We start from the raw sequence: 17,743 nt of genomic DNA, 5'->3' as shown, positions 1-17,743 counted from the left end.
GGGCGGCGGGCCTTCCGCAGGGTGTGTCAGGCGCCCGGCGGCACCCGTGAGGGCCGGCCCGAACCGCGGGTCAGCGCGTACCCGCCGATGCCCGCCAGCGCGGCCAGCACGCCGCCCATCCCGGTCCACACCCACCGGTCGGACCACCAGCCCGACGACCAGCCGTCCTCGGGCTCGATCGCGGAAAGCACGGCACCGCGGTCCGAGTCGCCGCCGTCCGCGTCGGAGTCGGCGTCGGATGTCATCGCCACGCCCGGCACCAGCGGTTCGGCGAGCGAACCGTCCACCGCCGCGGCGCCGCCGATGTCCTTGGAGTCCACCTGGACCTCGGTGCCCACCGGGACGCCGAGATCGGACGTTCGGCAGATTCTCCACCGTCAGCCGGATGTAATACGTCCCCGGCAGCGGGTCGTTGGCCCACGGCTCGGACCAGGCGCGCACGGTGCGCAGGACGCAGGCCAGTTCGAGAGAGGGGGTGCCCGCCGCAGCGGTGCGGGTCTGCGCGCCGTACTGGCAGGCCTGGCGGCGGCGCAGACCGTCGTACACGTCGATCCGCCAGGTCTCGGCGGCGTGCGTCTCGGGCAGCTTCACCGTGGCCTTGACCGTGGGCCGCTGCCCGGCGTCGGCGGGGAACGACCAGTACAGGTAGTCGCCCGCGGAGCCGTCAGCCGTGGCCCGCTGCCCCTGCTCGATCTCGGTCGCCGTACGGAAGGACGTACCGGCCCGGGTCGGCGCGCCGTCGTCGTCCGACGGGCTCGCGGAGGGCGAGGAGTCGGCCGCCGCGGGAGCCGCGGCCAGGCCGAGCAGCAGTACCGCTGCACTCAATGTCCGGGTGAAACGCATCAGTTGGTCCTCCAGACCGCGAACCGCCAGCGTGAGAGCCAGCCCCACAGCAGACCGGCGACGAAACCGACGAGCACCAGCACACCGAGCAGCCACCAGCCGCGCCCGAGGCCGAAGGAGGCCACGTCGGAGGAGTCGCTCGGGCCGTCCACGACATCGACCGTCAGCTCCAGCGGCAGTCCCGGCGTGGTCTTCACGCCGGAGGCCACGGAGAAGGAGTTGGTGACCTGGAGGCACACGGCCTCGGCGGGGGCGTCGTCCTCGTCGCTCTCCGCCTTCGGGTACCGCAGCCCCGTCGAGAGCACGTCGGTACGGCCGTTGCCCGCGGCCTCGCCCCGCACGATCTCCCGGCCGTGCACCGTCACGGCGCGCAGCAGCACCCCGTAGGACGGGTTCACCGCCCGGTCGGCACCCACGCTCACCGAGGCGCGCAACTCCTGGCCCGGCGCCACGTCCACCCGGTACCAGCGCTGCTGCCCGAACTCCTCGCGGTCGGTGTACAGACCCGACTTCAGCGTCGGCGCCTTCGCGCACGCGTCCGCGCCCTCGGCGGCGACCGGCGTCACCACCGGGTCCGCCGCCCGGTCCACCAACTGGTTCACCTTGTCGGTGAGTTCGTCGGCGTGCTCGACCGAGGTGTAGGTGCCGCCGGTCGCCTCGGCGATGCAGCTGAGCTGCCGCCGCAGCTTGGCGCTGGGCACCAGGCCCAGCGTGTCGATGGTCACGCCGATGCCCCGCGCGGCGATCTCGCGGGCCACCTCGCACGGGTCGAGCGGAGCGCAGGTGTCCTCGCCGTCGCTGATCAGCACGATGCGCTTGGAGCCGTTGCCGCCGTCGAGGTCGTCGGCGGCCTTGAGCAGCGCGGGGCCGATCGGCGTCCAGCCGGTGGGCGACAGCGTCGCCACCGCCGTCTTGGCCTCGGTGCGGTCCAGCGGGCCGACCGGGTAGAGCTGCGCGGTGTCCTTGCAGCCCGTCTTGCGGTCGTCCCCCGGATAGTCGGCGCCCAGGGTCCGGATCCCGAGCTGCACCTCCTCCGGCGTCGCGTCGAGCACCTCGTTGAACGCCTGCTTGGCCGCGGCCATGCGCGTACCGCCGTCGATGTCCCGCGTCCGCATGGAACCGCTGACGTCGAGCACGAGATCGACCTTCGGCGCGTCCTCACCCGTGGGTTCACCGGCGGCCGCACCGGCCGGGAACGCGAGCCCGGCCGTCAGCGCGGCGAGCAGGGCACAGGCACCCGCCGCCAACCGTGTTCTTGTGATCATCGGCGGATCCTATTGACCGGGGGTGCCGGGGGCCAAAACGAGACCGCGAGGATGCCCCGACTTCACCGCCAGTGCAGCGGATTGGGCAGCCGCGTCCACAGGTCGCCCCCGCTCCCCGGCGAAGTGCGCATCAGCGTCAGCGCCTTGACCGGAAGCGGTTCCTCGCACAGGGCCACCATGTCGGGTGTGCACGGCAGTTCGCGCACGCTCGCCTCCAACGCCTGACGCAGCGCCGGACCCGAGCCCGTGGTCGCCGCCAGCGCGCCCCCCACCAGCGACCCGAACAACTTGCGGCGCAGCGCCACCGGATCGTCGGTGAGCATCCTGGCGGGCAGGGCCGGAACGCCGATGCCGTGCCGCGCCAGGCGCGCCGGGCCGACCCGGATGTCGGCCAGGTCGCGGTAGACCAGGCGCAGCGGATCGCCCGCCGGGGACAGCACTACCAGAAGGTTCTGTCCGTGCGCCTCCAGGGCCACGCCCAGCTCCAGCAGGCGCAGGCCCACGGTGAGCGCGAGGCGCGCGAAGGCCGCCCGCCACGCGGGGGACTCCGGCAGCCCGGTGCTCGCCAACGCGGCGACCGGCACGACGTGTTCGCCGGGGGCCGCGTACACCTGCGGCGACTCGCGCAGCACGGCGGCCAGGTCGGGGGAGCCTGCGGCCACCGCGCCCAGGGTGCGGGTGACGTGCAGCAGCCCGTCCAGGCGCTCCGCCAGCGCGTGCCCGAAGTCGGACACCTCCGCCGACGCGGCGATCGAGGCGACCGAGATGTCCCGCACCGAGGAGGTCAGCCGGGCGCTCAGCGCGGTCTTCACATGCGGCCCGCCCGGCACGGCGAGCGTGCGCAGCGACATCAGCGGGTGCGCGGCGAGCCCCTCCTCGCAGGGCCGCTTGAGGACATGCGCGGCCTGCCACGGATGCACCGGGACCAACACCCGCGCCCCGTCCCGCAGTTCCGGCGGCCACACCCCCGTCACCAGGCACTCGGTCGCCGGGACCGGCACCAGACTCAGCCCCACCACCGGCCCGTGCTCGGGCCCGTACGCGAGCTGCTCCGCCACCGAGAAGCCCGGCCGCGAACGGCAGCCGGGGTGGTACGGGTGCCCGTCGACCACCCGCCGCTCCCAGCCCCAGTCGCTCTCCGGCCACTCGTCCGGGTGATCCTGCGCAGCCTCCTCCGGCTGTGCCGCCCGCGACAGCGCCAACGACGCCGCGCTGTGCCCGAGTTCGGCGGCGAAAGACGCCGAGTGCGGTACGGCGAGGTCCGTCACCAGCCGTCCCGGGTCGTCGTACGCGACCTCGTCCAGCCGTACGACGCGGACATACGCGTCCGTGCGGTACGGGTCGGCGGCCGGACCGCTCAGCAGGCGGCCGTCCCGCAGGCGCAGGACGAGCCCGTCGGCGGCGGGCTCCCGCCCCGCGATCCACGGCAGCGGTTCATGGGCCAGCGCACGCCACAGCCGGGACAGCACGGCCGCGCGGGCGCCGGGCAGTTCGGCCGTGAACCGGGCGACCAGAGCGGGACGCACGGCCGCCAGCTCGTCGGCGATTTCGGCCTCTGCGCTGCGGGGACGATGCACGGGCGGGCTCCTCGGGTACGAGTAGGGCGTCACGACGAAGGGCGACGGCGGACATACTGATCGTCTCCGCCCTCTCCGCCATGGACAGACCGTAGGGAACGAGTGGAACGCGTGGATCTCCTGCCCCCGCCCACCGGCGCCGACGCCGCATCCCGCGCCGACGTCGCCGAACGCGCCGACGCCTACGCGGCCGTACCGCTGCTGAACTGCCTGCTGCGCGAAGTGGCCGAAGCGCTGCCCGACCCCGGCGAGCGGCCGGTGTACCGGCTGCCGGGCGGCAGACTGCTGCGCGTGCGCGCGGGCCGCAGGCCCGCCGAACCGGAGGTCCGCGCGGCCGACGGCTGGCACCGGATCGGCCACCCCGAACTGGTGAAACTCGTCGCCGAGGAACTGCGCGAACACACCGGCCTGCCCAACCACGAGCTGCCCACCGAGATGACCGACAGCCGCGACGCGGTGGCCGCGCTGCTGACGGCACGCGCACGTGCCACCCCGCCCGAGGACCTCTACCTCCGCTCCGAACAGGCGCTCCTCACCGGCCACTCCCACCACCCCGCCCCCAAGGCGCGCGGCGGCGGCCCGCACTCCGGCTGGCTGCCGTACGCCCCCGAGGCGCACGCCCGCTTCCCGCTGACGCTGCTCGCCGCGCGCGAGGACACCGTCGTCGACGAGGGCGACACCGCGGTCCTGGACGCCCTCGGCGAAGTCCCGCCCGGCTACCGGCTGCTGCCCGCCCACCCCTGGCAACTGGACCTGACGGAGACGGCCCTCGCCCCCGCCTTCGCCGACGGCCGCCTCCTGCGCCTGGGCACAAGCGGCCCGGTGTGGCCCACGGCGGCGATCCGCACGGTGTACGCCCCCGAGCCCGATCTCTTCCTGAAGTTCAGCCTCGACGTGCGCATCACCAACGACATCCGCCGCCTGTGGCGCCACGACCTGATGAAGCTGCGCCGCACCGACACGGCCGTCACCGAGGCCTTCGCCGCGCTCGGGCCCCCGGCGGCCTGGCTCGGCGACCGCGGCCACCGCACCGTGGACTTCGCCTTCGAGGAACTGGCCGTGGTCGTCCGCGACGGACTGCGCGCCCACCTCGTCCCCGGCGCGACCCCGCTTCTGGCCGCCGCGCTCGTGGAAGACCTCCCGGACAGCCCGCTGTCCCGCGCCGGGGAGCCGGAGACGTGGTGGGAGGCGTACCTCGCCGCCGTGGTCCCGCCGGTCCTGACCGCCTTCGCCGACGACGGAGTGGTCCTGGAGGCGCACCTCCAGAACACCCTGGTCGCGGTGGACGCCGACGGCACACCGGTGCAGGCCCTCTTCCGCGACGCGGAGGGCGTCAAGCTCCTGCCGGACACCTCCCGCGCCGCCGGCTGGGAACGGCTGGTGTACTGCCTGGTCGTCAACCACCTCTGCGAGATCGCCGCCGCCCTGGCCGAACACCACCCCGGGTTCGACCCCTGGCCCCCCGTCCGCCGCGCCCTGTCCCGCCACGACCTGCCCGAAATCCCCGCCCTGCTGGCCTCACCCACCCTCCCGGGCAAGACCAACCTCCTGCTGCGCTGGACAGGCGCGGACGGAGCGGACGCCCGCTACTGTGCGGTGCCCAATCCGCTGCGCGGGGCGTGAGGGGGGGCACGCCGGCGGTCGGCCGGCTCGCGTGCAAGTACCGCGAGTTGACGCCGGGCGAGGTGGACGCGCTGCTGCGCGGCCGGGTCCACGACGAGCGGAGGACGCCGGTGGACTTCTGTCTGGCGCGCACCGACCGCGTGGACGACTGGGACCTGGTGGACGTACCCGAATCCGGTCACTTGCCGGGAGTGAACCGCTCCCAGGTGGCGGGGCACCTGGAACTGCTGGCGGATCTGGGGCTGTTGCACCGTATCGGGGCCGGCAGCTACCGCTTGGACGACTTGACCCGCACCTTCGCGGGCGAGTGTGCGGAGGTGGGGCACGCCGAACGGCTCTCCCCGCCGCGCCGGTGGGCGCGTGCCGTGCGTGACCGCGAAGCGGCGGACCCCGACGAGTCCTGTCCGGTCCAGCCCCTTCACACGACCGGCTGAATTCCACCCCCTGGACCGGTTTCAGGGGGTGCCGCTCCCTTCGATGCGTGTTTTGATACGAGCCAGTCTCGTATCAAAACTGTGAAGGGGGCAGCTGTGTCTGCAGCCGCTGTGTGGAACAGCCCCAAACGCTGGTGGGCCCTGGTCGTCCTCGTGATGTGCGTGCTGGTCAACGGACTGGACGCGACGATCCTGTACGTGGCGATGCCCGAGCTGGTCGATGCGCTGGGAGCGTCCAACTCCGACCTGCAGTGGTTCCACAACGCCTATCTACTGGTCTTCGCGAGTCTCATGCTGCCCTTCGGCGTGCTCGCCGACCGCGTCGGGCGCAAGCGGCTACTGCTCGCCGGCCTCGCGGTCTTCGGACTGGCCTCCGCCTACGCGACGCTGGTCGACAGCTCCAGTGAACTCATCCTCGGCCGGGCGCTGATGGGACTGGGAGCCGCCATCGTCACACCGGTGTCGCTTGCCATGCTGCCCCTGCTGTTCGCCCCGAAGGAACGGGCGCGCGCGCTGGCCATCTGGTCGGCGGGGGTCGCTCTCGGACTGCCGATCGGTCCTCTGGCCGGCGGCTGGCTGCTGGAACACTTCTGGTGGGGGTCCGTCTTCCTGATCAACATCCCGATCCTGGTCGCGGCCATGGTGGCGGGTGTCTTCCTCTTCCCGGAGCACAAGGGCGTGCGCGAGCGGTCCTTCGACTGGCAGGGCGCCGTCCTGTCGGCCCTCGGTCTCGGTGCCCTCACCTACGCCCTCACCCAGGCGCCGGAGGAAGGCTGGCTGAGCGGCAGGACCCTGGGCAGTGCTGCCGGCGGTGTCGTACTGCTGCTCCTGTTCGTCCTTCGCGAGCGCAGCACCACGCATCCGCTGCTGGACGTTCCGGGCCTTCGGCAACCGGCACTTCGGTGCCTCCGTCGCGGCTCTGCTGCTGGTGCACTTCGCCATGACCGGCTTCCTGTTCATGCTCAGTCCCTATCTGCAGGCCGTGCTCGGCAACTCCTCCTTCGGCACGGGCGTACGGATGCTGCCGGTGGTCCTCGCCGTCATGATCGGAGCGGGGACGGCGGAGCGGCTCGCCCCCAGGGTGGGACCACGCGGCCCGGTGGTGACCGGACTGGTGCTGATGGCCACCGGCCTGCTGACCTTCTCCGCGACCGGTACCGACTCCAAGGAACTCACCGTGGCCCTGTGCCAGGTGCCGCTCGGCATCGGCATCGGGCTGACCCTCGCCATCGCGATGCACACCGCGCTGGCCACCGTCTCCGACGAGAAGTCCGGCGAGGCCTCCGGCGTCACCAGCGCCTTCCGGCAGGTCGGCGGTGTCATCGGCGTGGCGGTGCTGGGAAGCGTGCTCAGCACGGGTTACCGGGACGACATGAAACCGGCCGTCGCGGGCCTGCCCGCGAGGGCCGCCGACGCGGCCGGAGACACCGTGGGCGCCGCACTGGAGGTAGCGCGGCAACTGGGTCCGCAGGGACAGGCGCTCGCCGACGCCGCCCGGCGGGCCTATGTCGACAGCATGGACACCGCTCTGGTCGGCGGAGCCGTACTCGTCTTCGCCCTCGCCGCCGTGGTGCTGGCCTGGATGCCCCGGCGAGGCCCGGCTGATGCCGGGGACCCGGCCGAACCCCGCCCTGAGCTGAAGGAGCGCGTGGGATGATTGCCACCGGGTGCAAAGGGTCCGCGACACGTATACCGAGAGGCTGAGGGGATAGATGCACGAGACGCGTGAAGGCCGACAGACAGTGTCCCGGCCCGTCGGGCGGCCGCGCAGCGATCGCGCCGAGGCCGCCATCCTCCGGGCGACGGTGACGGTGCTGGGCGAATCGGGATTCCAGGGGCTGACCATGGATCAGGTCGCCCGCCGCGCCGGAGTGGGAAGGGCCACCGTCTACCGGCGCTGGCACTCGAAGGAGGAAATGGTCATCAGCGCACTCGACACGTTGATGGCGGACTTCGACGTCGAGCCGACCGGCGACCTTCACGACGATCTCTTCGCCATGACGTGCTGGCTCCGGGACGGGCTGCTCAACGCCCCCGAGGGACGGCTGCTGCCGCACCTGGCGGCGCAGGCGGTCAGCGATCCGAACTTCCCGTCCAGCCACATGGACACCTGGGTGTGTCCGTGGCGGGACGCCGTCGAGGCGGTGTTCCGCCAGGGCCGGGAGGCCGGACTCGTCCGTGGCGACGTCGACCTCGTCAACGTCGTCGACATGCTCGCCGGCGTGGTGATCCTGCGCCTGTTCCTGGGGCACGGCAAACCGCTGACCGACGAGCAGGTACAGGACATGATCAAGGCGGTGCTCGGCGGCGTCCTGGTGTGAGGACGTCCCGCGACCGGGTCACCGCAGGGCCGAGACCGGCTCCGCAGGACCGCACCGCGGCGCACTCCCGGGTGCGCGGGGGTCCGGCCGGAGCCGGTCTTCTTCTTCGCCGCCCCGGCCGTCCGGCCGGACGACCGCTGGAGACACCTGATGACCACTTCCGCCCCTTGGCCGCTGTCCGGCGTCACCGACTTCGTCCGGCTCGCGCTGCGCGGGCAGCGCCTGCGCCCCTTCGCGACGACGGCGCCAAAGGCGTCGTACGCGACCCTCACACCGGCGACCTGACAACCGTCACCGTCACCCCGGACAACGACACCGCCGCCCAACACGACGGCAAAGGCGACCTCACCGCACTCCTCGCCGGCAATCACCCTTCGTTACGATGCACCAGCATGCGGGCCGAAACCCCCGGATTCGCAAGACCCAAAGGAACAGGTCAGCTTCGGAGATGCTGCGACACGTCACCGCCACCCGCTACCTCGAACCCCTGCGCACCGGCGGCTCCGTCCCCGGTGTCGTCGAGGCCGACGACCTCGGTACCTATGTCCTGAAGTTCACCGGCTCCGCGCAGGGCCGCAAGGCGCTGGTCGCCGAGGTGATCGTGGGGGAGCTGGGGCGGGAGCTGGGGCTGCGGGTGCCGGAGCTGGTCCTCGCGCACTTCGACCCGGCGCTCGCCGAGGGCGAACCGCACCAGGAGGTGCGGGACCTGCTGAACGCCAGCGCGGGGCTCAACCTCGGCATGGACTACCTGTCGGGCGGCGTCGACTTCACGCCCGAGGTCGCCGAGGTGTTCCCGGTGGATCCGGGGGAGGCCGGGCGCGTCGTCTGGCTGGACGCCCTCACCGTGAACGTGGACCGCACGGTGCACAGCTCCAACCTGATGGTCTGGCCCACCCTCGGCACCGTGCCCCCGCGCCTGTGGCTGATCGACCACGGAGCGGCCCTCGTCTTCCACCACCGCTGGGGTGCCGCCGCGCCGCAGAAGGCGTACGACTTCCGCCACCACGCCCTCGGCCACTGCGCGCCCGACGTCCGGGCCGCCGACGCCGACCTGGCTCCGAAGGTGACCGAGGAACTGCTGCGCGAGGTGGTGGGCCGGGTGCCGGAGGCCTGGCTGACCCGCGAGGCCGGCTTCGACACGCCGGCCGAGGTCAGGGCGGCGTACGTCGCCTATCTCCACGCGCGCGTACGGGCCTCCCGCGAGTGGCTGCCCACCGGCTTCCCGACCCGCGAGGAACTCGCCGCCGAGAACGCCGCCCGAGCGGCACGGACCCGGCGGGCCCGCCCCGACTGGCTCAAGCAGGTGCCCGACCTGCACGGCGAACCGCCCGCCGAACAGGACTGGACCGCGCACGTCGAGTGACCCGCGGGTCGCACAGGGGCCGCGCGGTCAGCCCTTGAGCTGCTCGTACGCGGGCAGCGTGAGGAAGTCGGCGTAGTCCTCGTCGAGCGAGACCGTCAGCAGCAGGTCGTGGGCCTGCTGCCAGTTGCCCGCCGCGAAGGCCTCGTCGCCGATCTCGGCGCGGATGTTCGCCAGTTCCTCGGCGGCGACCTTGCGGGCGAGTTCGGCGGTGACCTGCTCGCCGTTGTCGAGGACGACCTCCGCGTTGATCCACTGCCAGATCTGCGAGCGGGAGATCTCGGCGGTGGCCGCGTCCTCCATCAGGTTGAAGATGGCGACCGCGCCCAGGCCGCGCAGCCACGCCTCGATGTAACGGATGCCGACCTGCACGGCGTTGACCAGGCCCGCGTAGGTCGGCCTGGCGTCCAGCGAGTCGACGGCGATCAGGTCGGCCGCCTCCACGCGCACGTCCTCGCGCAGCCGGTCCTTCTGGTGCGGCCGGTCGCCGAGGACCTTGTCGAAGGACTCCATGGCGATCGGCACCAGGTCCGGGTGAGCGACCCAGGAGCCGTCGAAGCCGTCGGCGGCCTCGCGGTCCTTGTCGGCGCGGACCTTCTCGAAGGCCACCTTGTTGACCTCGGCGTCCCGGCGGGACGGGATGAACGCCGCCATGCCGCCGATCGCGTGCGCGCCCCGCTTGTGGCAGGTGCGGACGAGGAGTTCGGTGTACGCCCGCATGAAAGGGGCGGTCATCGTCACCGCGTTGCGGTCCGGCAGCACGAACTTGGCGCCGCCGTCCCGGAAGTTCTTGACGATGGAGAACAGGTAGTCCCAGCGGCCCGCGTTCAACCCGGAGGCGTGGTCGCGCAGTTCGTAGAGGATCTCCTCCATCTCGTACGCGGCCGTGATGGTCTCGATCAGGACGGTGGCGCGGACGGTGCCCTGCGGGACGCCGACGTGGTCCTGGGCGAAGACGAAGACCTCGTTCCACAGACGCGCCTCCAGGTGGGACTCCGTTTTGGGGAGGTAGAAGTACGGTCCCTTGCCGAGGTCCAGCAGGCGCCGGGCGTTGTGGAAGAAGTACAGGCCGAAGTCGACCAGGGCGCCGGGCACCGGGCGGCCGTCGACCAGGATGTGGCGCTCGTCGAGGTGCCATCCGCGCGGGCGCACGACGACCGTCGCCAGCTCCTCGGCCGGGCGCAGGGCGTACGACTTGCCGGTGCGCCCGTCGGTGAAGTCGATGGCGCGGGTGTACGCCGAGATCAGGTTGAGCTGGCCGAGGATCACGTTCTCCCAGGTCGGGGCCGAGGCGTCCTCGAAGTCCGCGAGCCAGACCTTTGCACCCGAGTTGAGGGCGTTGATGGTCATCTTGCGGTCGGTGGGACCGGTGATCTCGACCCGGCGGTCCTGGAGCGCGTCCGGGGCGGGGGCCACCTGCCAGGAGTCGTCGGCGCGGACGGCGGCGGTCTCCGGGAGGAAGTCGAGCGTGGAGGTGCGGGCGATCTCGGCGCGTCGCTCCGCACGGCGGGCGAGGAGTTCGTCACGCCGGGGCGTGAACCGCCGGTGCAGCTCGGCCACGAAGGCGAGCGCCGCGTCGGTGAGGACCTCCTCCTGCCGGGGCAGGGGCTCGGCGTCGACGACGGCCAGCGGGGACGGCGCTGGTGCGGACATGAGTTGTCACTTCCTTCAGCGGTGGCACCGGGTGCCAAGGGGCACGTGGGGGACGTGGCGTACTCGGAGTGCGGACGGGTGCTTCTGGTCAGTGGATAGTAGTTTCCTCATTGTGGAACTTCAATGGTTTGTTGATGTCGAGATTCTCCGGGTCGAGGGAAGCCGGCGCCCGGTGCCACGCCCCTCACTCGAGGTGGACCAGGTCGGCCTCGGTGTCGATGTCGTACGGCCGCGCCACGTCCCCGCACTCCACGAGCGCGATCTCGGCCTCGTGCTCCCTCAGATAGGCGCGTGCCCCGCGGTCCCCGGTGGCAGTCGCCGCGACCCCCGCCCAGTGGGCGGCGCCGAGCAGGACGGGATGCCCGCGCGCGCCCGCGTACGCCGCCGAGACGAGCGAGGTCCCGTCCCGGTACCCGGCGCGCACCCGGGCCATCGCCTCCGCCCCGATGCCGGGCTGGTCCACCAGCGAGACCAGCGCCGCCCGCGCCCCGGTCCCGGTCAGCGAGCCGAGCCCGGCCCGCAGCGACGAACCCATGCCCCGCTCCCAGCCGGGGTTGTCCACGAGGACGCACCCGTCGAGCGCCGCCCCCGCGCGCACATCCCCGGCGCGCGCCCCCAGTACGACGTGCACGCGGGCGCAACCGGCCGCGCGCAAGGCGGCGACCGCGTGTTCGACGAGCGGATGTCCCCGGTGTTCGAGCAGCGCCTTGGGGCGTCCGCCGAGGCGCCGGCCGCCCCCGGCGGCGAGGAGCAGCCCCGCCACCTGGTCTTCGTTGTCCGTCATGTGTCCTGCATACCTGACGGCCCGCCGAACGCTCCGGCGCGCGCGAGGTTCTCGGAGGCTGAATTTCGGTCCGCGTGGTGGCGCGCACGGCGCGGGGTGGCGTTTACTGGCCCGCGTCCCCGGCGCCCGACCCGCGCCACGGGGAGGTTCATCGCGTGGGGGAGTACGACGGGGTTGCGAGGGGGAGGGCTGTGTTGCGGAGCTTGGGGCAGAGTCGGGTGACCGTCGGTGACGAGGATGTACGGGTGGCGGAACTGCGGACCGCGGTGTTCCGGCTGCGCCGCCAACTCGCCCTGCTGCCCGCCGACTTCCCGGACCGGGCCATAGCCGAGGACGAGCTGGCCGACCTCGCCGCGATGACGAGCCGCGGGATCCCCGAGGCGCCGCGGCTGCACCGCTCCCTGCTGCTGATAGCCGGTGCGATCGGCTCCGTCAGCGCGCTGCGGCCGGGGCTGACGGAGGTCCGTCACGCCGTGGAGCACTTCGGGGGCCCGCCGCGCCGCTGAGCCCCGACGGGAGGGCGCGGCTCAGGCGGCCGGAGTGCCGTTCGAGGCCAGCAGGGCCTGGGACAGCTCCGCCGCCACCTGCTGGAGCAGCGGCACGATCCGGTCGGTCGCCGCCTCCGTGACCCGCTCGGCCGGGCCGGAGATCGAGATGGCCGCCGGGGCGGGGGAGTCGGGCACGGAGACGGCCAGGCAGCGCACGCCGATCTCCTGCTCGTTGTCGTCGATCGCGTAGCCCTGGCGCCGCACGTCCTCCAGGGCCGCGATGAAGCCGTCCGGGGTGGTGATGGTCCTGTCGGTCGCGGCCGGCATGCCGGTGCGGCCCAGCAGGGCCCGCACCTCGTCCGCGGGGAAGTCCGCGAGCAGCGCCTTGCCGACCCCGGTGGAGTGCGGCAGGACACGCCGGCCGACCTCGGTGAACATGCGCATGGAGTGCTTGGAGGGCACCTGTGCGACGTACACGATCTCGTCCCCGTCGAGCAGCGCCATGTTCGCGGTCTCGCCGGTCTCCTCGACCAGACGGGCCAGATGCGGACGGGCCCAGGTGCCGAGCAGCCGGGACGCGGACTCGCCGAGCCGGATCAGACGCGGGCCGAGCGCATAGCGGCGGTTGGGCTGCTGGCGTACATATCCGCAGGCCACGAGCGTGCGCATCAGACGGTGGATGGTCGGCAGCGGCAGTCCGCTGCTCGCCGAGAGTTCGCTGAGGCCGACCTCGCCGCCCGCGTCCGCCATCCGTTCGAGCAGGTCGAAGGCGCGCTCCAGGGACTGGACGCCACCTGTGGCGGACCTGGCGGACCTGGCGGAGTCGGTGGTGCTGGCGCTGGACGTCGGCACGGCACGTTCCTTTCGGGGCTGGCGGGAGGAAGAAGCGTACCCGGCGGCCGGTTGACTCCCGGCTTGTGCGTAGCTACGTTCTGCTTGCCGGAAGCATAATTCCGCTTTGTGGAAACGTCCAGACGGTCTCGCCGTACATGCCCACCCAAAGGGTGCCTCTTGACGGGCGCGGAACCGGGATGAAGACTCCTTCAACAGAACGTTGAAACCGGCGGTGGAGAGAGGGGCTCGGGTGTCCGAAACCGAACTGGTGCTGCGCTCGACGCGTGTCGTCACGCCCGAGGGGACCCGCGCCGCGTCGATCGCGGTGGGCGGAGAGCGGATCACGGCCGTCCTGCCGTACGACGCCCCGCTCCCGGCGGGCGCACGGCTGGAGGATGTCGGCGACCACGTCGTCCTGCCCGGCCTGGTCGACACCCATGTGCATGTGAACGACCCCGGGCGCACCGAGTGGGAGGGCTTCTGGACCGCCACGCGCGCCGCGGCGGCCGGCGGCATCACCACCCTCGTCGACATGCCGCTCAACTCCGTCCCGCCGACCACGACCGTCGGCCACCTGCGCACCAAGCGGGAGGTCGCGGCCGACAAGGCCCACGTCGACATCGGCTTCTGGGGCGGCGCCCTGCCGGACAACGTCAAGGACCTGCGCCCGCTGCACGAGGCCGGCGTCCTCGGCTTCAAGGCGTTCCTGTCGCCGTCCGGCGTGGACGAGTTCCCGCACCTCGACCAGGAGCAGCTCGCCCGTTCGCTGGCGGAGATCGCCGCCTTCGACGGCCTGCTGATCGTGCACGCCGAGGACCCGCGCCGACTGGCCGCCGCCCCGCAGCACGGCGGCCCCGAATACGCCCACTTCCTCGCCAGCCGCCCGCGCGAGGCCGAGGACAGCGCCATCGCCGCCCTGCTCGCCCAGGCGAAACGGCTCGACGCGCGCGTGCACGTGCTCCACCTGTCGTCCGGTGACGCCCTGCCGCTGATCGCCGGGGCCCGCGCCGAGGGCGTCCGGGTGAGCGTCGAGACCTGCCCGCACTACCTCACCCTCACCGCCGAGGAAGTGCCGGACGGGGCCAGCGAGTTCAAGTGCTGCCCGCCCATCCGGGAGGCCGCCAACCAGGACCTGCTGTGGCGGGCGCTCGCGGACGGCACGATCGACTGCGTGGTCACCGACCACTCGCCGTCCACCGCCGACCTCAAGACCGACGACTTCGCCACCGCCTGGGGCGGCATCGCGGGCCTCCAGCTCAGCCTGCCGGTCATGTGGACCGCGGCCCGCGAGCGCGGCCTGGGCCTGGAGGACATCGTGCGCTGGATGTCGGCGCGCACCGCACGCCTGGTGGGCCTCGACGCACGCAAGGGCGCCATCGCGGCGGGCCACGACGCCGACTTCGCCGTCCTCGCCCCCGACGAGACGTTCACCGTCGACCCGGCCGCCCTCCAGCACCGCAACCGCGTCACCGCGTACGCGGGCAGAACCCTGTACGGCGTCGTGAAGTCCACCTGGCTGCGCGGACGGCGCGTCATGGCGGACGGCGCGTTCACCGAGCCCAAGGGGCAGCTCCTCGACCGCGCGGCCCGGCCCGCCCGCAACTCCTGAACCGGATCACCCCGAACAACCCCGAAAGGAGCACCTGATCACCGTGACGGACCGGCAGAGTGCCTCGTTGGCCGGCTTCACCGGCGACGCGAACCCCTACGCGGGCGGTGACCCGTACGCGGACTACCGCAGCGCCGACCTCCCCTTCACCCGGTACACCGACCTCGCCGACCGGCGGCTGGGCGCCGGTGTCGTCGCCGCCAACGACGAGTTCTTCGCCCAGCGCGAGAACCTGCTGGTGCCCGAGCGCGCCGAGTTCGACCCCGAGCACTTCGGGCACAAGGGCAAGGTCATGGACGGCTGGGAGACCCGCAGGCGCCGCGGCGCCTCGGCCGGGCACCCCTGGCCCACCGAGGACGACCACGACTGGGCGCTGATCCGCCTCGGCGCCCCCGGCGTGATCCGCGGAATCGTCGTCGACACGGCCCACTTCCGCGGCAACTACCCGCAGGCCGTCTCCGTCGAGGGCGCCGCGCTCGAAGGCTCCCCGTCGCCGGAGGAGCTGCTCGCCGCCGACGTGAAGTGGACGACCCTCATCCCGCGCACCCCGGTCGGCGGCCACGCCGCCAACGGCTTCGCCGTCACCGCCGAGCAGCGCTTCACCCACCTGCGCCTCAAGCAGCACCCCGACGGCGGCATCGCCCGCCTGCGGGCGTACGGCGAGGTCGTGCCGGACCCGGCCTGGCTCGCGGCACTCGGCACCTTCGACACGGTCGCCCTGGAGAACGGCGGCCGGGTGGAGGACGCCTCCGACCTCTTCTACTCGCCGGCCGCCAACACCGTCCGTCCGGGCCGCTCCCGCAAGATGGACGACGGCTGGGAGACCCGGCGCCGCCGCGACCGGGGCCACGACTGGATCCGCTACCGCCTGGTGGACCGCTCGCGGATCCGCGCGATCGAGATCGACACGGCGTATCTGAAGGGCAACTCGGCCGGCTGGGCGTCGGTGTCCGTACGGGACGGCGAGGACGGCGACTGGCGCGAGGTGCTGCCGCGCACCCGCCTCCAGCCCGACACCGACCACCGTTTCGTCCTGCCCGAGGCGGCCGTCGGCACCCACGCGCGCGTGGACATCTTCCCCGACGGCGGCATCTCCCGGCTGCGCCTGTTCGGCTCCCTCACCGAGGACGGCGCCGCGCACCTCGCCGCCCGCCACCAGGAACTGGGCGGCTGACCCCCGCTCACGAACCCGCGCGGGGCGCACCGGCCGGACAGCACCGGTGCGCCCCGCGCGCGAGCGCACCGACGGCGGTGGCAGGTGAACGCGCTGAAAACTCATATGACTTCCCGGGAAAATCTCCGTACTTGTCATTGACATGCCATGGTCTACGCGCGTCATCATGAAGCCATGAGATTCCCCCCACGCGCCGCTCGGCTCGGCGCAGCAGCCGCAGTCCTGTCCGCCCTCCTGGTGGGCGGCTCCGTCTCCGCGACCACGGCGGGCGCCGCTCCCGCGGCGGTCGGCAGCATCTGCTACGGCGCCCTGCCCTCCCAGGCGCACGACACGCTCAACCTGATAGCACGGGGCGGTCCTTATCCGTTCTCTCAGGACGGGACCGTCTTCCAGAACCGGGAGGGCATCCTGCCGGGGCAGTCCACCGGCTACTACCACGAGTACACGGTGATCACGCCGGGCTCCAGCACCCGGGGCGCCCGTCGCATCGTCACCGGCCAGAAGAACCGGGAGGACTACTACACGGCCGACCACTACGTGTCGTTCGCCCTGGTCAACTACAGCTGCTGAGGCCGGATTCGTAGGGTCCGGACTCCTCGTCCCACGTCGAGGAGACCGACCCCGCGCACCCGGCCCGTGCCCCGTACTCTCGCCCCGCGGACCCCCCACTCACATCGGCCGCGGGGCGAGCCCCGTCCGCGTCCACCACCGGGCCGACGGCCGCCGGACGGGCAGTGGTCCGGGGGCGGGCCGGTCACCCCGCCATGGAGGTCGTGGCTCCGGGCACCTCCGCCAGCCCCACGGGTCTGCGCTCGCGGCGGGAGAGTTCGCAGGCCTCGGCGATCCGCAGGGCCTGGAGGGCCTCGCGTCCGTCGCACGGGTTGGCGCGTTCGCCGCGCACCACCTGGACGAACGTGGTCAGCTCCGCCTCGTAGGCGGGGCCGAAGCGCTCCACGAAGCCCGTCCACGGCTTGTCCGCGGCCGGTGGGCCGGTCGGCTCGGTGGACGCGATCGGCGTGCGGTCGTCCAGGCCGACGACGATCTGGTCCAGCTCCCCGGCCAGCTCCATGCGCACGTCGTACCCCGCGCCGTTCAGCCGTGTCGCGGTCGTCGTGGCCAGCGTGCCGTCGTCCAGGGTGAGCAGCGCGGCGCCCGTGTCCACGTCGTCGGCCGCGCGGAACATCGCCGGACCGGCGTCGGACCCGGCGGCGTACACGTCGACGACCTCCCGCCCGGTCACCCAGCGCAGGGCGTCGAAGTCGTGGATCAGCGTGTCCCGGAAGAGCCCGCCGGACTGCGGCAGATACGCGGCCGGCGGCGGCGTCTGGTCGCTGGTCACCGCCCGGACGGTGTGCAGCCGGCCGAGCCGCCCGGACCGCACCGCGTCCCGGGCGCCCGTGTAGCCGGCGTCGAAGCGGCGCTGGAAACCCATCTGGAGGATGGTCCCGGCGGCCTCCACCTCGGCGATGGCCTGGAGCGTGCCGGGCAGGTCAAGCGCTATGGGCTTCTCGCAGAACACCGGCAGCCCCGAGCGCGCCGCCCGCCCGATCAGTTCGGCGTGGGCCGGGGTCGCCGTGGTGATCACCACGGCGTCCACCCCCCAGTGGAAGATCTCGTCCACTCCCGGTGCCGCCGTCTCGCCCAGCCGGTGGGCCAGGTCCTGGGCACGTGCTAAGTCGGCGTCCGTGAGGATCAGGGATCCGACGTTGCGATGGCGGCTGAGTGTGTTGGTGTGAACGGTGCCGATGCGGCCCGTACCGATGACCCCGATGCGCATG

At 72.7% G+C, this 17,743-nt stretch carries 16 protein-coding genes and 2 pseudogenes; 11 read left to right on the top strand and 7 right to left on the bottom strand.

The annotated features are described in order from the left end of the window. Positions 1–26: 26 nt before the first annotated feature. The 3 genes and pseudogenes from AC4IHM_RS05770 to AC4IHM_RS05760 form a co-directional block, all read right to left on the bottom strand. Positions 27–843: pseudogene (locus tag AC4IHM_RS05770) on the bottom strand (hypothetical protein). Further along, entirely contained in the window at positions 843–2,108 is a 1,266-nt protein-coding gene (locus tag AC4IHM_RS05765; protein ID WP_490865999.1) for a VWA domain-containing protein, read from the bottom strand. The pseudogene AC4IHM_RS05770 and the gene AC4IHM_RS05765 overlap by 1 nt, the downstream one beginning before the upstream one ends. Positions 2,109–2,170: 62 nt before the next feature. After that, positions 2,171–3,685, bottom strand: a complete 1,515-nt coding sequence (locus tag AC4IHM_RS05760) for an IucA/IucC family protein (protein WP_490865998.1) — start codon at positions 3,683–3,685, stop codon at positions 2,171–2,173. Positions 3,686–3,787: 102 nt separating this feature from the next. Here AC4IHM_RS05760 and AC4IHM_RS05755 point away from each other — a divergent pair, with 102 nt between their 5' ends. From AC4IHM_RS05755 to AC4IHM_RS05725, 7 genes and pseudogenes are all read left to right on the top strand, one after another. Further along, the gene (locus tag AC4IHM_RS05755) at positions 3,788–5,308 is read left to right on the top strand and encodes an IucA/IucC family protein (protein WP_490865997.1); all 1,521 of its coding nucleotides are present in this window, start codon (positions 3,788–3,790) and stop codon (positions 5,306–5,308) included. Further along, positions 5,305–5,742, top strand: a complete 438-nt coding sequence (locus AC4IHM_RS05750; RefSeq protein WP_490865996.1) for a hypothetical protein — start codon at positions 5,305–5,307, stop codon at positions 5,740–5,742. The genes AC4IHM_RS05755 and AC4IHM_RS05750 overlap by 4 nt, the downstream gene beginning before the upstream one ends. An 81-nt stretch (positions 5,743–5,823) precedes the next feature. After that, a pseudogene (locus tag AC4IHM_RS05745) lies at positions 5,824–6,438 on the top strand (MFS transporter); the annotation flags it as partial. Positions 6,439–6,541: 103 nt separating this feature from the next. Then, entirely contained in the window at positions 6,542–7,399 is an 858-nt protein-coding gene (locus AC4IHM_RS05740) for an MFS transporter (protein ID WP_490865995.1), read from the top strand. Between the two features lie 85 nt (positions 7,400–7,484). Then, positions 7,485–8,063: a TetR/AcrR family transcriptional regulator gene (locus AC4IHM_RS05735; protein WP_490865994.1), complete on the top strand. Its 579-nt coding sequence runs from the start codon at positions 7,485–7,487 to the stop codon at positions 8,061–8,063. 150 nt (positions 8,064–8,213) lie between these two features. Then, positions 8,214–8,348 (top strand): hypothetical protein, encoded by a 135-nt coding sequence (locus AC4IHM_RS05730; protein ID WP_490865993.1) that lies wholly within the window; start codon positions 8,214–8,216, stop codon positions 8,346–8,348. Positions 8,349–8,511: 163 nt separating this feature from the next. Next, positions 8,512–9,426: a HipA family kinase gene (locus tag AC4IHM_RS05725; RefSeq protein WP_490865992.1), complete on the top strand. Its 915-nt coding sequence runs from the start codon at positions 8,512–8,514 to the stop codon at positions 9,424–9,426. Between the two features lie 27 nt (positions 9,427–9,453). Here the strand turns inward: AC4IHM_RS05725 and aceB are convergent, their stop codons facing one another. Both aceB and AC4IHM_RS05715 read right to left on the bottom strand, forming a co-directional pair. Beyond that, on the bottom strand, positions 9,454–11,076 hold the full coding sequence (gene aceB, locus AC4IHM_RS05720; RefSeq protein WP_490865991.1) for a malate synthase A: 1,623 nt from the start codon (positions 11,074–11,076) through the stop codon (positions 9,454–9,456). Between the two features lie 184 nt (positions 11,077–11,260). Next, positions 11,261–11,860, bottom strand: coding sequence for a nucleotidyltransferase family protein (locus tag AC4IHM_RS05715; protein WP_490865990.1), 600 nt, complete (start codon positions 11,858–11,860; stop codon positions 11,261–11,263). Between the two features lie 191 nt (positions 11,861–12,051). Here AC4IHM_RS05715 and AC4IHM_RS05710 point away from each other — a divergent pair, with 191 nt between their 5' ends. Further along, positions 12,052–12,366, top strand: a complete 315-nt coding sequence (locus AC4IHM_RS05710) for a DUF5955 family protein (RefSeq protein WP_490865989.1) — start codon at positions 12,052–12,054, stop codon at positions 12,364–12,366. A gap of 21 nt (positions 12,367–12,387) precedes the next feature. Here the strand turns inward: AC4IHM_RS05710 and allR are convergent, their stop codons facing one another. Beyond that, positions 12,388–13,200 (bottom strand): allantoin degradation transcriptional regulator AllR, encoded by an 813-nt coding sequence (gene allR, locus AC4IHM_RS05705; RefSeq protein WP_490865988.1) that lies wholly within the window; start codon positions 13,198–13,200, stop codon positions 12,388–12,390. Positions 13,201–13,432: 232 nt separating this feature from the next. Between allR and allB the strand changes: the two genes are divergently transcribed. From allB to AC4IHM_RS05690, 3 genes are all read left to right on the top strand, one after another. After that, a complete protein-coding gene (gene allB, locus AC4IHM_RS05700; protein ID WP_490865987.1) occupies positions 13,433–14,791 on the top strand; it encodes an allantoinase AllB in 1,359 nt (452 codons plus the stop codon). A 34-nt stretch (positions 14,792–14,825) separates the two neighbouring features. Next, positions 14,826–15,965, top strand: coding sequence for an allantoicase (alc, locus tag AC4IHM_RS05695; protein WP_490870771.1), 1,140 nt, complete (start codon positions 14,826–14,828; stop codon positions 15,963–15,965). A gap of 174 nt (positions 15,966–16,139) precedes the next feature. Beyond that, positions 16,140–16,535 carry a ribonuclease domain-containing protein gene (locus AC4IHM_RS05690; protein WP_490865986.1) on the top strand — a complete coding sequence of 132 codons (396 nt, stop codon included), beginning with the start codon at positions 16,140–16,142 and terminating at the stop codon, positions 16,533–16,535. Between the two features lie 184 nt (positions 16,536–16,719). Here AC4IHM_RS05690 and AC4IHM_RS05685 read toward each other — a convergent pair whose 3' ends face one another. Next, complete coding sequence (locus AC4IHM_RS05685; protein WP_490865985.1) at positions 16,720–17,742, bottom strand: Gfo/Idh/MocA family protein; 1,023 nt, start codon at positions 17,740–17,742, stop codon at positions 16,720–16,722. Position 17,743 lies beyond the last annotated feature (1 nt).

This window comes from Streptomyces sp. SL06 (assembly GCF_058244745.1).
Note: the sequence above shows the minus strand (reverse complement) of the source record. Positions and strands in the feature narration are given on the sequence as shown.

Bases quoted from the DNA above. Each gene is read 5' to 3' on its own strand.
- AC4IHM_RS05765 (WP_490865999.1), bottom strand. From the start codon at position 2,108: ATGATCACAAGAACACGGTTGGCGGCGGGTGCCTGTGCCCTGCTCGCC.
- AC4IHM_RS05730 (WP_490865993.1), top strand. From the start codon at position 8,214: ATGACCACTTCCGCCCCTTGGCCGCTGTCCGGCGTCACCGACTTCGTC.
- AC4IHM_RS05725 (WP_490865992.1), top strand. From the start codon at position 8,512: ATGCTGCGACACGTCACCGCCACCCGCTACCTCGAACCCCTGCGCACC.
- aceB (WP_490865991.1), bottom strand. From the start codon at position 11,076: ATGTCCGCACCAGCGCCGTCCCCGCTGGCCGTCGTCGACGCCGAGCCC.
- AC4IHM_RS05715 (WP_490865990.1), bottom strand. From the start codon at position 11,860: ATGACGGACAACGAAGACCAGGTGGCGGGGCTGCTCCTCGCCGCCGGG.
- AC4IHM_RS05690 (WP_490865986.1), top strand. From the start codon at position 16,140: ATGAGATTCCCCCCACGCGCCGCTCGGCTCGGCGCAGCAGCCGCAGTC.
- AC4IHM_RS05685 (WP_490865985.1), bottom strand. From the start codon at position 17,742: ATGCGCATCGGGGTCATCGGTACGGGCCGCATCGGCACCGTTCACACC.